Here is a 15,768-nt window from a genome sequence, read left to right as displayed (position 1 = left end):
TATGATTATAGCATATTTCCTTTTTTATTGTAATAAGTAAACTGGTGGATTAACCGCTTCACTATGATTGATTCATGCGATTTTTCTCTGGATCTCTAATCCTTTAGAAGGAACTATTTGGTGTGCAGTACCACTGCCATTACAGTTTTTTTATTTCTTCCATAATATCCTTATGTCTTTCTTCAAACAATAGGCTTCGGTTGTATTTTTGATACTTTTCACTGCCATACTCACCGATAAACTTGGAACTGTAAAAATTAACCGTAAGCTCTGTTACAAAAATAACCATCTCCTGCCCCTCTCCGAAAACAGTCTCCATAAATTCAAATACATATTCCAGAGCAGCCATACCTTTTTGTATCGCTTCTTTCCGTCTTACAGGTTCTCTGTCAAAGAGTGACTTAACAAGGGTGAAAGCACTGTCAGCCTTTTCAATGGTATCTCCCTGTTTTTCCCATAATGCAGTTGCATATTCTTTTAATGTGCTTCTAATCCGGTTGGATAAAGTGACTGTGACTTTATCTGCCTGGCCACTTTCTATTTTTAGGTTCAGTCTCTTCTCCTCATCCAATGTAAGCCCGGTTAACAACTCGTAGGGTGATACCGTTTCTATACTATATAATTGCTGTTTCCATTCCTTAAGGTAAGAAAACAAGATGTCCACAAAACTGTCTGTTAAGAAGACTTCTTTAAATAGATCCGTAAGACCTGAAAGCAATAGCCCGATGACATTCAGTTTTTCATCAAATGGTGCCCGTTTCAATTTACCGATAGAATTCTGAGAAATATTTCCCTTTAGAATCTCCTCAATGGTATATACCTCTTTGTATTTGTTATATAATTCATAGTAATTGGTAAAGTCTCTGGCAATGGTATTATACTGAATATACTGAATAACTAAGTCTTCTGTAACAGGAATAGAAAGCTTTTCACTGACATGTAATACTTCCGATAAATCCTCCCACCCCCTTGCCGTTGCAAAAAAGGTGCCGTCCGGCGTTGTTTCAATACGGTAAAAATTCTCACCTCGAATATCCAGATAGGATATAATTGTACCATGAATCCCCTGCTTATACGCATATTCTTTCCATACAGAAAATTCCGGTTCTACACTTATTCTTCTTACCCTGTCTAATGTTACAGTATCAAACTCTCTGACGGAGCGATTATATTCCGGTGGATTTCCGGCGGTAATGATAACCCAGCCTTCCGGTATTCTCCTATTTCCAAAGGATTTATATTGAAGAAATTGAAGCATGGTTGGTGCCAGTGTTTCTGATACACAATTAATCTCGTCAATAAATAGGATTCCTTCCTTTAAGCCGGATAACTCTATCTTATCATAGATAGAGGCTACGATTTCACTCATGGTGTATTCAGTAACCGAACACTCCTTTCCGTTGTACATCTTCTTTTGTATAAAGGGAAGGCCAACTGCACTTTGCCTGGTATGATGGGTAATAGTATATGACACCAGAGCCACCTTACATTCTCCGGCTATCTGCTCCATTATCTGGGTCTTTCCTACTCCCGGAGGCCCCATCAATAAGACCGGTCTTTGCCTTAAGTAAGGTATATAGTAATTCCCGTACTCATCTTTTGCCAGATATGCCAAAACGGTATTTTTAATCTCTTCTTTTGCTCGTTTTATATTCATATTACACCTATGCCTTTCAATTTTTGACGACCTATTCAAAAATTGAACAGGCCTAAATAGAAAGGTTGAAAATGTTCTTTTTTCAACCTAAACTCCATCTGTGCGCCCAGCGTACATACAAATCAATATGTTGAAAAAATGTTTTTCGTTTTTTCAACATAACTCCCATCTGTATGCTCTAGTGTTATCTGCACTTACACACATAAAAATCAAGATGCTAAAAAAATGTTTTACGTTTCTTAACCTATTCCCCCATCTTCACAGTTTTTCTGCGGCAAAATATCTTCTTCCTCAATAATCAGTTTTATTGCCCAGGAAGGCACAATTGCCTCTTCATAAGCTTCCCGCAAAAAAACAAACGCCGTATCAAAAGCAGGCCTTGCTGTTGGAAAAATACCCTGTCCATCGGTAAAGTAGATAAGTCCTCTTAGATTTTTGACAGCCTTATTTTGCATCAATTCATTTACATAAGCAAATACCGGGCGAAAATCCGTACCACCGTTGCCGATTAACTCAAAGTTATCCATGTATTCTTTTAACTCTTCCTGTGAGGAAATTTTTTTGTCACTTTGAATTCTATCATCACATTGTACAATATGTATATTAAGCGTTCGAAAATAGCTTTCTGTTTCTTTTAATATTGTATAGGTCTGTTCTAAGAATCCCTTAACCAGTTCGCCGGAACAGGACAGAGAAGTATCGATTGCAATAACCATTTCTTCTATTTTCTTCGTCTCTTTTGTCTCCTGAGGCTCAATTAGAGGCATATTGCCGTAAAGACTAAGTCCATAGGTATATAGAACGGTATCATAAGAATCGATATCCAGTACCGGCTCTTCCCGGACAACTGCAAATTTTTTCAGAAAACTTCGGTAATCATACCTTTTTCGATTTTCAACCCTGATTTCTTCGCTTAAAGTTTGGGCATTTTCTGCCTCTTCTCTGGCAAACGTCTCCATCTGGGTCTGCATCTTCTCACTGATGTCCTTCCACTTCCGCTCCAATTGCTCCATCTGATGTTTTTTTGTATTATCTGAATTCGGCCACATGGAATGGTCATCCCTTCGAAATTCTGCTTCTAACTGTTCTTGTTCCAAGGGAGCCATTTCAAGATCTAATAGTAATCCATAAATTTTTTCTGCTGTGGGTACCTTAAATTTGTTTTTTAAGTTTTCATAAAATACTAGCCGGAATCTGGAAGACGGATACCTTACCGTGCGATAATTCAAACCATCAATGATGTACTCCATGGCGATATCACATGCTAAATCCCAGATTTCTTTGTGTTCTCTATGGGGTTTGAACAGATGGCGGAAGATACAGTGTAGTACTGTATGAAGATACATCCGGTTCACCAGAACTGGATTTGCTTGAAAACAAGAAATGAGCACTTCCGGGTTATAATACAGCCTTAGTCCGTCAGTGCCCATAAGCTTTGTGCCGCTTTTATTTTCATAATTCAAACTGCTAAGGGGAAGATTTAGATAACGCATGTATAAACTCAATTCCGTTCTGGACTCAATTAAAATTGCCTCACTTATTTTATTTAATTGTATATGTTTATTGTCATTCATACCAGCTCCCATTGCATACCATATCAGTTTACTGATAGGGTACTGCCTTTAAATCAGGGTGTGAAATTTGCCTTTTATTTCACACTGCTCCCATTGCATACCATATCTGTTTACTGATAGGGTACTGCCTATTATTTCACAACTCATATTCCTTTTCAGTTGGTGGAAAATAAAACAGTCGTTCCTTTAACAGAATACCTGCACATTCCTTTTTTCCTGTACTTACTGCCAGCTCCTGTGCCTCCTTATACTGACCTTCTGTTATTAAGCCAAGCGTTGTTAAGAACATAAGTTCTTTGGTGTTTTCTCTGGCAATCGTGCGTCTTAGAGCCATATCCATGTGACATTCAATGAATTCTATGTATTGCTGTTTCATAACATCCTTTAACCGATAGGGATAAGTAAGTCGTAAAAATGCAATATCCAATGCAGTCTCATGCAATGTCTGTATTTCTGCTGAAGAAAATACAGCGTCATAACCGGCTATATCCAGTCTCTCCTCTTCAAAACACTGCCGATAGCGGTAACCGGCACCGTATATCATATATTTAAAAATTCGTGCCGGTGTATTTTCAATCGCATCTTCATAAAATTCCGGGAAAAGAAACCTTCCGGTTACTCCTTCCTCTTTAAAGGTAATATATAGCTCACTGTTTCGTTCCGTCAGAATACCTCTCACTCCGGAGGCTTCTTCCGGCAGGGCTTTTACATATACTTCTCTAAGCGTATCACAATTCATAAAAGCCCCATTTTCAATCCGGATTCTTCCTCCCGGAAGATTAATCCGCAGCAGTTCCTTACAGTTATAAAAGGCATAACGGTCAATTACTTCAATAGAAGACGGGAGTGTTATTTCCTCTAGGCGGCTGCCGCAGATGTAATCTTCTTTGCCGCCGGGTACCTTAATCCCTTCTATTATCACACATTTTATATCCTCTTGCTTAGACACCAGGGATAGGCTTCTCTCCTGGTCTGAAAATGCATACGGGCCAATTCTTTTGATAGGACAACCTTTTATACTTGAGGGTATAACTACCTTTGTACCGTAACCTTTGCAGGCAAGGAGGGTGATGAAATCTTTTTCCCTAAGATATTGTATATGTAATTCAAGTGTCACTGATTCCTGGTCCAAAGCTGCTCCTTCTTTCTTTCGGTAATTGAGAAACTTTTTTTCTGATTCGGAAGACCAACATAAGGGTAACTTGTACCGCATTGGAATTCTTTTTAGTTATTTTGACTAATTCAATTATTTCAGTTAATTGTTCCTTAATTGTCTCTACCTAATCAAAACCCAGACGCTGGTCTTCCTCTATGGCATCTAGTGCTTCTTTAAAGGCAGCCCTTGCCGCTTTAATAATATTGGGATCTTGCTTTTGAAGGGCATTTTCAAATTGATGAACGTGATGCTCAATCCTTCTTCTGGTATCCCCCACACTTTCTTCGTACATACGCTCACTTCGGAATAATAATAGCTTATTCTCCTCCTGTTCTCTTGGCGGAATCTTTAAATAGCTAAGCTCTTTCATTCTTTCTTCGATTTGTTCATCGGTCATGTGGTTATTCTTATTTTTTATTATCTGACGCACCTTTTCACCGGTAGACACGGTTGTAACCTCAACCTCCAGCAATGAATTAATGTCATAAGTATAAGTTACATCAACTGCTTCTTTACCGGCCGGCCCCTTTGGCACCTCTATCAACAGCTCTCCCAAAGATAAATTATTCATTGCGAAGCGGCTCTCTCCCTGTAAAACATTAATACGGATTTTGTTCTGGTTTTCATATACTGTGTAAAGACGTTCGGTACGGCTGGCAGGAATTACGGTATTCCTTTCAATAATTGGACAAAAATGTCCTGCTTCCATCCTCTGATTCTCTCTTTCCACTACTATCTCCGTGCCTAATGTAAACGGGCATACATCTGTCAGAATTACTTCTTTGATTGCATCCTTTCTTTCTTTCATAGCACCTTGAATTGCTGCTCCAAGCGCTACGGCTTCATCAGGATTTATGCTGGTATCCGGAACCCTGCCAAAAAGTTTTCCTACGAAACGACGTATAATAGGCAGCTTGGTCGCCCCTCCGACTAATACGATTTCATCAATTTCAGACAACTTAAAATTAGCATCTGCTAAACTTCTCTTTATAGGCTTTCGGATTCTCTCTAATAATTTTTCGCATTCTTTTTCATATTCATTGATGTCGATGGCACATTCCAGCAACTCGTTCTTAATATTACACTGCAACAAAGAACTTTTCTGCTCAGAAAAGCCCTTTTTACAATGTTCAGCCTGCTTTTTAATATGAGAGAGGGTTTTGCTATCCATATCTGCTATATTCAGACCATGTTTTTTAAGAAACATGTCCACTAATATCTGTGTAAAGTCTTCCCCTCCCAGAAAATTGTCACCGGCAACGGCTCTTACCTCTAATATATTATGGTATAATTCAAGGATGGATACATCAAAGGTTCCACCACCGAGGTCAAATACGAGAATTTTTGTATTCAAATTTTTCTGGTAGAGCCCATAAGAGATCGCTGCCGCAGTTGGTTCACTGATTATTCTTTCGACTTTTAAGCCGGCCAGTTCCCCAGCTTTCTTTGTAGCTTTTCTTTGTGAATCATTAAAATAAGCCGGCACACTTATTACCGCTTCTTCTACTGTCTCTCCCAGGTACTCCTCTGCATTTTCTTTTAACGCTTTTAAAATAAACGACGATAAATCCTCTGCGGAATATTCATTACCGCCAAGTTGAAACAATTTATTTGTTCCCATACTTCTTTTAAAAACCGATGCGGTACTTTCCGGATAGATAACGCCTCTTTCTTTTGCCGTCTCACCTATATACAAATGATTATCTTCATCTATACTTACTACGGAAGGTATCAGATGATTGTTAAGACGCCCCGGGATTATCTTAGGGCCTTCTTCCGTGAAATAAGCAGCCAAACTATTCGTAGTTCCCAAATCAATACCTATTATCATAGCAATATCCTTGCAGCGCAGTCCGCATTGACATCCCTTCGTATGTGCTGCATTCCTTTCTTTATTACTTTCATACTAATGCACTGTCTGGTTACAGCCAAACAACACACCTCTAAACATGCCGCCACGCAGCATAGCTAATCCAATGTGAAACTCAAGAATTCTTAGTCTGTATTCTGAGCTGGCTTAGAATTTCTTTTCACACTTGCTATTTATATACTTTTCGCTTTTTTTAGCCTGTTTATCAGAAAATGACAGTAAGCATCCGTGGTAATGTCTTTGGCCTCCTGATAATATCTTACCGCCTCTGCATATTTTCTTTCATACTCCAGTAAAAGCCCTTTCCCGATAAGTGCTTCATAGCACACCGAATATTTACATTGTCTGCATATTATATTAGAGTCTACCTTTTCCAAATGCTCTCTGGCTTTTTCTATCTCTCCACTGTAATAATAGATGATACCTATCACATAATTTCTAATGGGTTTATAACTACTAGAGCTTAAGTATTGCGATATGCTTCCATAAGTACGTATGTAATACTCCATAACCTCTGTCATAACAGCCTTTGCTTTATCCTTATCACCCATATAATAATAAGCCTTACCCATATAATATAAGTAATCCGAATGGTCATAACTAGTGGCATCATTACATATGTCTACAGCCTTTTTATACAGTCGGAGCGCTTTCCTGTATTTTTGTTTATAATAAAAACACAGTTCAGCATAACTGCTGAAAGCATCTTCTGACTCCGGATTTGTCTTAATCGCTTTCTTATATAGAGCTTCCGCTTTTCTTATATCACCTTTTTCTAAATAGGTATCTGCAAGCCTGACGAGGTAATCTGCCTCATCTTCATCCTGCCATCTTGCCTTTTCTTTCTCATAAAAATTGATAGCCTTATCAAATTCTTTAATTCTGCGATAAAATAGACCCAGTTCTTTGTAAGCATCTTTGAATTCTGAAAACACCCTTGTATTCTCTATATAGTATTTTTCAGCATTCTCATACTCTTTTAGGATAGAGTAACAAGAAGCTAAATTGAGGAACGGACGCATATTCTTATCATCCCCCCTAAGCTCAACTGCTTTTAAAAAGCATTCTATTGCTTCTTTAAACTTCTTCATGTATTTATATGCTATACCCATATTATTATATGGGTATGGACTTTCCGGATCATATGCAATAGCAAGCTTATAATCCTCAACTGCATCTTCAAAGCGTTCCAGCTTAACGTACAATAGTCCCCGCTCTATGTAATTGTAGTCATTTGGATATACTTCTATCTGCTTCGTATAGTAAGGCAATGCTTTTTCATAATAGCTATTCTTGTGTTTCTGATTTCCTAATACTTCATAAGCAGCAGCAATATAATGGTTCACACTGCCGTGTTCCGGATATAGCTCTAATACCTTCAAATAATAGGACAGTGCTGTAGCTGTAAGCTCCAGCAAATCATATACCCTTCCCAGTTTAAAAAGTAAGGTATCACTATCGGGATAACGCTCTTTTAGTATTTCATAAAGATTTTTAGCTTCCTTATACTTGCATTGATTAAATAAAATATTTGCTTTACAGTATAGGTAATCACCTTCACTTGGAGCTAATAGGATAGCTTCCTGGATTTCTTCCATTGCTTTATCAAGTTCATTCAACTCTATTTTACATAAAGCACCCTCGTACCAGGCATCTCCTTTTCGCTCTAACTCCTGTATTTTATCCTCCGTTTTTAATTCTGCCGCCAGTTCATATGCCTTTACTATATCGGCAGTTTCACGATTCATCAATCTTAAAATTCTTGCTTTATAATAGAGTAGGCGAGTAGAAACAACCTCCTCTTGTTCAGCACGCTCGACGATTCTAAAGGCATCTTCATATTTGTCAAACTGTAAAAAGGTCTTTGCAGCCAGTTCATAAGGCTTTGCTTCCTTGGCATAAATATCCACTGCCCTGTAATAATCATCAATTACATCCTGATATCTCTTTAATTGATAATATGCCTCCTGTCTTCTTACAAAGGCAGGGTAGTAATGTGCGGATTCCTCAATGATTTCATCACAGACATCTACACACTGCTCATAGCGTTCTAAACGAAATAGAATATTTGCTTTATAATTTTTATATCCCAATCGTTCGAAGGAATCCGTTTCTTTTTGGCAGGCGTTATCAAGATATTCCAAAGCAGTTTCCCTATTTTGTTCTTCATCTTCTCCTGGAAGCTCTGCATATGCACAGCCAATTGCATAATAAGCGTAACCGATTCTTCTTCGCTTTTTCTTATTTTCTGGCGTGTCATCAGGTTCAATGGCTTCTAGTCCTTCCAGCCACTTTGGCAGATAACTAAGTGCCCTTTCATACTGTTCGCAATACAAAAGACTTCTGCCTTTTAAGTTATTATATTCAAATTCATGCTCCTCGTCAGGACATATCGCATCAAGTAAATCCACGGTTTCTTTGTATTTCCCATTCTGACAAAGGCACCATCCTAATTCTAGTCCGGCCTTCATGTTATTTTTATCCTGTTCGTAATCCTTGCTGAACTTTTCTATAAGAAATTCATTTACTTCAAGCAACTTTTCATTCACATAATTGTCTCCGTGATAGACCTCCAGAATATCCAGATACATTTCCTTTGCTTTCTCATATTCCTGCTTCAGAATATGACACTGCGCCACTCCCAGTTTTCCCGAATAGTGATTTGGTTCCCGTTCCAGTAACAGGTTAAAATGCCAGGAAGCCTCCTGCTCCCTGCCGACTTTTAAATATGCGTCACACAGGTAATACAGAATATAATTATCCTCCGCATGACTTTCGTATAGTTGTTTTAAGAGTTCTAAAGCCTTTTCATACTCCTGCTGTTTGGAATAATATCTTGCTTCCTCAACCATCAGGTAGGGATGATAAATAAAGTAGTCTTTACACTCTGTATAAAGTTCCTGAAAATTTTCTGTATTCCCTTCATCCACACTATTCTTAATCTTAAAATAACTGCTGATATATCCGTCGTAATCGCTGTCCTCATCTCCCTCAAACAGCGTGTAATTTAGAAACTCTTCATTACTTACTGACCTGATTACATAATCAACAAATTCCCTCGGGAATTTCTCATAGAGTTCCTCTTTTTCGTCCGTAATATGAAAACATTCCTCCAGGCACCTCCATACTTTATAGGGCAGCCTGAAGTTATCCATTAAAAACCTAAGAAGCCTTTCCTTTGCTTCGCTGCTGGTATCAAGGCTAATACAGATATCCTCCTGTAGAACTTCCGTCCAGCAGGCGGTATCAATTCTTTTTGTAAAATTACTGTATATTTCTTCTATCTTTTTAATCCATATATCATATTCTGTTAAAGTCTCTGTATCTGACTGTTTTTCGGTATCCGTGTTCTTTGCCTGCTGTAACGCCGTTTCATAAGCAGAACGCAGCGCCTTAAAGCCCTCCGGGTCATCTTCCGGATTTACACTCACTAATTTCTGCCTATAGGCGTTCTTTATATTATCTAAGTCAAACGTCTCTTCAATGCCAAGTATTTTCCATATAGATTCCATAATTACTCCCTATTTTTTCTTAAGTATTCATTCAATATTGAATTCAGTTCTCGTTATCCACATTCTATTATTACACAAATTTTAACAGATTGGTATATAAAATATGGCGTAAAATGTATCCCTATATTATACCATACTTATAATTTTTTTACAAAGAAAGTTCTACGTATGCGGTCTACTGTCTGTTATGAATTGTTAATTATTTACCCTGTTAAAGTACTAGTAATATACTGACTAAGGTATAGGTATAAACTACTTGTTCTCTGGTAAGGGTTTACTTAGTGAGAGAAATCAAAAAACCTTCAAGCGGCTGCATATTATATCTGCAACAGTCTGAAGGTTTTCATTCAACCGGAGTATATCTAAAGCTGTTTGATTCCGGGGTGAGGGTTCACATTGCGTGAAGACGGATGGCTTCCTGCGTAGTGTGTTACATGCCCAAAACCATGCACTTAGAACAGGCAATACGGCAATACATAGATAGCAACACCTTAGTCTTCCTTTGATATGGCTTCAATTCTGTGTGCCAGCATATCAATGGCAATATCATTTAAACCGCCTCTTGGTATAATAATATCTGCATAAGTCTTATATGGCTCTACAAAAAGATCATGCATCGGCTTTACTGTTAAACTGTACTGTTCTATAACAGAAGTAAGAGTTCTTCCCCGTTCATTAACATCTCTTAATATACGGCGAATTAGTCTTTCATCCGCATCGGTATCCACAAAGACTTTAATGTCCATAAGATTTCTAAGTTCCTCATTCTCATAAATCATGAAACCGTCAACTATAATGACCTTTGCCGGATTAACTCTTACCGTTTCCTCTAAACGGGTATTTTCGATATAGGAATATACCGGCCTGTCAATAGAAACGCCCTGCTTTAATCTCTTTAAGTCATTAATTAACAATTCTGTATCAAAGGCACTGGGATGGTCGTAATTAATCTTTGTCCGTTCTTCCGGTGACAGTTCCTGAAAGGGTTTATAATAATAATCATGACTGATTAATTCCACCCTATCCTTGCAGATATCTTTCAAACGATTGACAACGGTCGTTTTACCAGATGCAGAACCTCCGGAAACCCCAATAACCACTATGTTCTTCATGTATTCCTCCAGATTGCATTTCTTAAAATTCGTTTATTTTATGTTTTTAGTGCTTGTCCCTTACAGGTAATAATGCATCCTAATTACCTCTTGCCGTCCCTTTAACTTTACGTGGACTTTACACTTTTCTATCTATCATACTACATTACAGTATTGAAAGCAACCCTGTTTCATTATCTTAGGGTGAGTAAAATTTATGTTTTCACCTTTCTAATCCGGAATTGTCAACCCATATACTATTTGAGGTTGACAATCTTTTTTGATTATGGTATTGTAAAACAAAACTAGTGTTATACCCCATAACTTACCATTGAACTTAAATATTAGATTCCCATGCAAATTAAAAGGAATCTAATCTATCAATCATAATTTACAGGAGTAAGAAACAGTATAACTAAAATACAATACGGTGCACAGATTGGAGTTAAAATGAGTGCCAAACAATATATCCTATCCATATTAGAAGAAAATAAGGGAAAAAGTGTATCCGGTGCTAAGTTAGCCAAGGAACTTTCTGTCAGCAGAAATGCCATATGGAAAGCTGTAAAGAACTTACAGGCAGATGGCTATGCCATTGAAGCTGTTCCCAATAAAGGCTATTGCCTGTCAGAGAACAATGATATTCTTTCTGGTGAAAGCATAATGCCTTATCTTACAGTAGACAGTAATGCTTTATCTATTACAGTCCAAAACTTAGTCACCTCCACAAATACAGTATTAAAAGAGTGGGCTGTGCATGGCGCACCGGAAGGTACCATATTAATTGCAGAAGAACAGACCCAGGGGCGAGGGCGTATGGGCAGGCCGTTTTACTCTCCTGCTAAAACCGGCATTTACATGAGTATATTGCTTCGTCCTGCTTTAGGACTTGATGATTCGGTTCTCCTTACTACTTCCGCAGCAGTAGCAGTCTCTAATGCCATTGAAGAAGTGACCGGCTGCCAAACTAAAATTAAATGGGTGAATGACATTTATATAAAGGATAAGAAGGTGTGCGGAATTCTCACAGAAGGCAGTGTTTGCCTGGAAGGCGGCGGGCTAGAGTATTGTATTGTGGGGATTGGAATTAATGTTTCCAGACCGGAAGGAGATTTCCCGGGCAAACTAAGGCACACCGCCGATGGTATTTTTTCTAATTCCAAGGATTCTATAGGACTTAGAAGCCGATTGGCCGCTACTATTATAAATAACTTCTGGGCATATTATAAGAATCCATTTCATGACAATATTCTCACAGAATATCGAAACCGTTCCTTTATCATTGGTAAAGAAATTGAGATACTGTCAGGTGATACCTTGCAGCAGGCCACTGCTGTGGACATTGACACGCGTGCAAGGCTGGTGGTGAGATATCAAGACGGTACCCAAAAAATCTTAACCTCTGGAGATGTAAGTATTAAATATACTCCTTAGTTTTCGCTAGGCAGTTGGTTACCCATTTTCTGTTTCTAAAAGAGTTTCACAGTTCTATACAAAATGATATGCAATAAGGAAAGGTGACAATTCATGCTAAAATTAGCAGAAAGCATACGCAATGGTTATCGTATAAAGCGAGAGGACGATACCTCTCCTTTTATAACGGCTGATTTAGAAATACTTTGCAAAGGAGCTGACCGGATACGGGAACATTATCACGGTAATAAGGTAGACTTATGCTCAATAATCAACGGCCGTAGCGGCAGATGCAGTGAAGACTGCAAGTTTTGTGCCCAATCCAAGAAGTATAAGACTGGGATAACAGAATATGGATTCCTGGATGAAGACAGGATACTTGCAGATTGTAAAACGCATGAGGCAGAAGGAGTTCACAGATATTCCATTGTAACAGCAGGAAAAGCTCTGACCGGAGCGGCTTTTGACAAGGCCCTCTCCGCCTATAGAAGAATAAAGGAAGAATGTAATATTGACCTCTGTGCTTCTCATGGCCTGTTGGAAAAAGAGGCTTATATCGCTTTAAAGGAAGCCGGAGTTACCAGATATCACGAAAATATTGAGACTTCCAGGCGATACTTTCCTACTATTTGCACTACCCATACATATGAGGATAAAATCCAGGGTATACGTCTGGCTGGTGAAGCCGGTCTTTTCGTTTGCTCCGGTGGAATTATCGGGATGGGGGAGACCTGGGAAGACCGGATAGATATGGCTGTCAGCCTTTCCGAGTTACATGTCAAATCAATACCCATTAATGCCCTTATGCCTATAAAGGGAACTCCTTTTGAAGAAGTCCCTTGCTTAGAAGAAGCCGACATCCTGAGAACTATAGCACTTTTCCGTTATATTAATCCAGAAGCGGATATCCGTCTTGCTGCCGGACGCTCCTTGATGGATAATTCAGGCGAAAAAGCCTTTCATTCGGGTGCTAATGCAACGATTACCGGCAATATGCTGACTACCTCCGGAAACAATATTAAGCAAGATATTGAACTGCTGCGGACACTTGGCTTTGAAGTATAAATAAAGATAAATATAGGAGGTTATGCAGATACCTGCATAAAACATATCATGGCAAAAAAGAATATGAAAACAAAAGATATTACTTTAATTGGTTTAATGACCGCTATACTCTGTATCCTTGGCCCCCTAACGATTCCACTTCCCTTTAGTGTTGTACCGATATCTTTTACAAATCTTGTTCTCTACATAACCGTATTTTTATTAGGTTGGAAAAAAGGTACTATCAGTTATTTGATTTATTTACTAATCGGCTTTGTGGGCGTTCCTGTATTTTCCGGTTTTAGCGGAGGTCCCGGCAAAGTACTCGGACCAACCGGAGGATACTTGCTTGGCTTCTTGTTTTTAGCCATCATAAGCGGCATCTTCAATGAACAATTCCGGGGTAAAATATATATGTACGCTCTGGGAATGACTGTCGGTCTTTTCGTAACCTACACGCTTGGAACTGCCTGGCTGGCTTATCAGTTGGATTTGTCTTTTATGGCAGGCTTGTTTAGTGGTGTAATCCCCTATATTCCGGGCGATCTTATGAAAATAGCCGCCGCACTCCTGTTAGGACCTCTGCTGCATAAAAGAATTGCAAGGCTGTAAAACACCGAGTCTGTTCCACTACTAATAGTCTAGAGTTCTTTTGAATCCTGCTTTTACCGTTCTGAGGTTACATCAATATAAAGCTCCAAATCGGAGTTGTAATTAAAGAGGCCAATGTTGAGAATACAACACATTTTGTTGCAAATATCGTATCACCATCATACTTAGATGCAAGAATACTTGTAGTAGCTCCGCCAGGCATTGCCGCCAGTAATACACATACTCCGGTAATCATTGCATCTACTCCCAGCAGTCTGCAAGGTATATACACAACAAGAGGTATAAATATCAGACGGATAACCGTAAAATAAAGTACGGTTCCGTCCGCCATTTTCTTTAAATCAATATCCGCAAGTATCATACCTATAACCATCATAGATAGGGCTGTATTGCAGCTGCTTATAGTCTGTAAGGAAGAATTTAAGAAACTGGGCAGAGAAATCCGTGTCACCATTAAGAGAATTCCTATGATACAGGATACAATACAAGGGTGCGTTATTACTTTTTTAAATAAGGTCTTCTTATCTGGTGATTGGGTGAATACGGATATTCCTGCTGACCACATAACTATACGTTGGGGAATCAAATAAATGGATGCCAGAGTTAATCCCATCGTTCCAAAGACTCCTTCCGCAACCGGATTCCCCAGAAAACCGGCATTGGAGCAGATAGTTGCATACTGTAAACATTTTTTTCTTGCCGGTTCAATTCGGTTATACATAAAATGTCCGACAAGAGAACATAAAACCTGAATCAAAACAGCTACCATCAGTACTTTTCCAAATGTGTACATAATTTTTAATGAGAATTCCACCATAAACGATTTAATGATATTACAGGGGAGTATTACGTATATGACCAGGTCTGTTATATTTTTTTGACCTTCTTTACCAATAATTCCAACTTTCTTCACTACAATTCCAACTGCCATCATAAGAAACATTGTCAGTTGTAAATCAATTAATTTTTGCATGATGCTACATTCTTTCTGCTTTATTTTTGTCCTGCTCTAGAAGCCTAACTGATTGACATCCCTATTATCATACTGTGAAAATTCATAATCATATTTCTCCATAAGATTTCGCAGTCACTTCCACTTTAACAAGTTCTATTTTTTCCAAGGTCAACATGGGTCACCTCCATTCTTGTCAAGGCGTGTCTGAAAACCGCTTGTCACAGAATCATTTTCAACACCCTGTCAAAATCAATATTTCATCTATTTTACCATATAAGATATTTAGGGTAAACCCATTAAATAGAATTTAGGAAGCAAAAAGTTATCTCTGGTGGAATAGTCGAGATTATCTTTTGCTATGATTCTGATAAGAAAGCCTGTCATAAATAGAAGCATTGTAAAGGCTAGCATTCCCCATTGAGCTTTTGGCTTGTGGGTTTTATCAAGTGGCAGCATAGCTGATACCTCCTTCTAATATTTTATTCACTGCCCCAGAGTAAACCTTCCACTCTTGTTTTTTATCCTGTAGCAATTTCTTTCCCTTTTGGGTCAGGTGGTAGTATATCCTTACTCTTGCACTGTCTGCATTCTCATCGTAAGCTTCCACAACGCCGTCTTTTTCAAGACCATGCAAGATTGGATATAGTGTTCCTGCCTTAAGAGAAAAAGCATCATCCGATTTTTTAGCAAGGGCTTCAATCATCTGATAGCCATACATATCTTTTTCTTCAAGTAACTTAAGAATAAGTAATATATCGGTCATCTATATATGTCAACCGATAAAAAGCTGTGCACTTAATTTGAAAACTCCCTTCTTGTAGATCTATAAGGAGCTTCAGCAAGTACACAGCTATATTAAATTATCTATTTTCCGTCATTAGAAA

12 protein-coding genes are annotated in these 15,768 nt (G+C 38.4%); 3 read left to right on the top strand and 9 right to left on the bottom strand.

The genetic code is table 11. The annotated features are described in order from the left end of the window. Positions 1-139 precede the first annotated feature (139 nt). The 6 genes from acsn021_RS09210 to udk all read right to left on the bottom strand — a co-directional run bounded on the left by acsn021_RS09210 (position 140) and on the right by udk (position 10,881). Positions 140-1,657, bottom strand: coding sequence for an ATP-binding protein (locus acsn021_RS09210; RefSeq protein ID WP_184091177.1), 1,518 nt, complete (start codon positions 1,655-1,657; stop codon positions 140-142). Between the two features lie 239 nt (positions 1,658-1,896). Continuing rightward, the gene (locus acsn021_RS09205) at positions 1,897-3,231 is read right to left on the bottom strand and encodes a vWA domain-containing protein (protein ID WP_184091178.1); all 1,335 of its coding nucleotides are present in this window, start codon (positions 3,229-3,231) and stop codon (positions 1,897-1,899) included. Positions 3,232-3,367: 136 nt separating this feature from the next. Then, a complete protein-coding gene (locus tag acsn021_RS09200) occupies positions 3,368-4,363 on the bottom strand; it encodes a leucine-rich repeat domain-containing protein (protein ID WP_184091179.1) in 996 nt (331 codons plus the stop codon). A gap of 148 nt (positions 4,364-4,511) precedes the next feature. Beyond that, positions 4,512-6,218 (bottom strand): molecular chaperone HscC, encoded by a 1,707-nt coding sequence (locus acsn021_RS09195; protein WP_184091180.1) that lies wholly within the window; start codon positions 6,216-6,218, stop codon positions 4,512-4,514. Positions 6,219-6,430: 212 nt separating this feature from the next. After that, a complete protein-coding gene (locus acsn021_RS09190) occupies positions 6,431-9,769 on the bottom strand; it encodes a J domain-containing protein (protein WP_184091182.1) in 3,339 nt (1,112 codons plus the stop codon). Between the two features lie 491 nt (positions 9,770-10,260). Further along, positions 10,261-10,881 carry a uridine kinase gene (udk, locus tag acsn021_RS09185; RefSeq protein ID WP_184091184.1) on the bottom strand — a complete coding sequence of 207 codons (621 nt, stop codon included), beginning with the start codon at positions 10,879-10,881 and terminating at the stop codon, positions 10,261-10,263. A gap of 429 nt (positions 10,882-11,310) precedes the next feature. On the opposite strand from udk, the gene acsn021_RS09180 reads away from it, so the two are divergent. The 3 genes from acsn021_RS09180 to acsn021_RS09170 all read left to right on the top strand — a co-directional run bounded on the left by acsn021_RS09180 (position 11,311) and on the right by acsn021_RS09170 (position 13,929). Further along, positions 11,311-12,294 (top strand): biotin--[acetyl-CoA-carboxylase] ligase, encoded by a 984-nt coding sequence (locus acsn021_RS09180; RefSeq protein WP_184091185.1) that lies wholly within the window; start codon positions 11,311-11,313, stop codon positions 12,292-12,294. A 93-nt stretch (positions 12,295-12,387) separates the two neighbouring features. Then, a complete protein-coding gene (bioB, locus tag acsn021_RS09175; RefSeq protein ID WP_184091186.1) occupies positions 12,388-13,338 on the top strand; it encodes a biotin synthase BioB in 951 nt (316 codons plus the stop codon). 63 nt (positions 13,339-13,401) lie between these two features. Further along, positions 13,402-13,929 carry a biotin transporter BioY gene (locus tag acsn021_RS09170; protein WP_243167787.1) on the top strand — a complete coding sequence of 176 codons (528 nt, stop codon included), beginning with the start codon at positions 13,402-13,404 and terminating at the stop codon, positions 13,927-13,929. 67 nt (positions 13,930-13,996) lie between these two features. Here acsn021_RS09170 and acsn021_RS09165 read toward each other — a convergent pair whose 3' ends face one another. The 3 genes from acsn021_RS09165 to acsn021_RS09155 all read right to left on the bottom strand — a co-directional run bounded on the left by acsn021_RS09165 (position 13,997) and on the right by acsn021_RS09155 (position 15,647). After that, positions 13,997-14,902, bottom strand: a complete 906-nt coding sequence (locus acsn021_RS09165; protein ID WP_184091188.1) for an AEC family transporter — start codon at positions 14,900-14,902, stop codon at positions 13,997-13,999. 264 nt (positions 14,903-15,166) lie between these two features. After that, positions 15,167-15,340 carry a hypothetical protein gene (locus acsn021_RS09160; protein ID WP_184091189.1) on the bottom strand — a complete coding sequence of 58 codons (174 nt, stop codon included), beginning with the start codon at positions 15,338-15,340 and terminating at the stop codon, positions 15,167-15,169. After that, positions 15,327-15,647 carry a PadR family transcriptional regulator gene (locus acsn021_RS09155; RefSeq protein ID WP_184091190.1) on the bottom strand — a complete coding sequence of 107 codons (321 nt, stop codon included), beginning with the start codon at positions 15,645-15,647 and terminating at the stop codon, positions 15,327-15,329. Before acsn021_RS09155 ends, acsn021_RS09160 begins: the two co-directional genes overlap by 14 nt. Positions 15,648-15,768 lie beyond the last annotated feature (121 nt).

This window comes from Anaerocolumna cellulosilytica, from assembly GCF_014218335.1.
GTDB lineage: Bacteria > Bacillota > Clostridia > Lachnospirales > Lachnospiraceae > Anaerocolumna > Anaerocolumna cellulosilytica.
The sequence above is the reverse complement of the archived record's forward strand: the minus strand, read 5'-3'. Positions and strand labels throughout refer to the sequence as shown.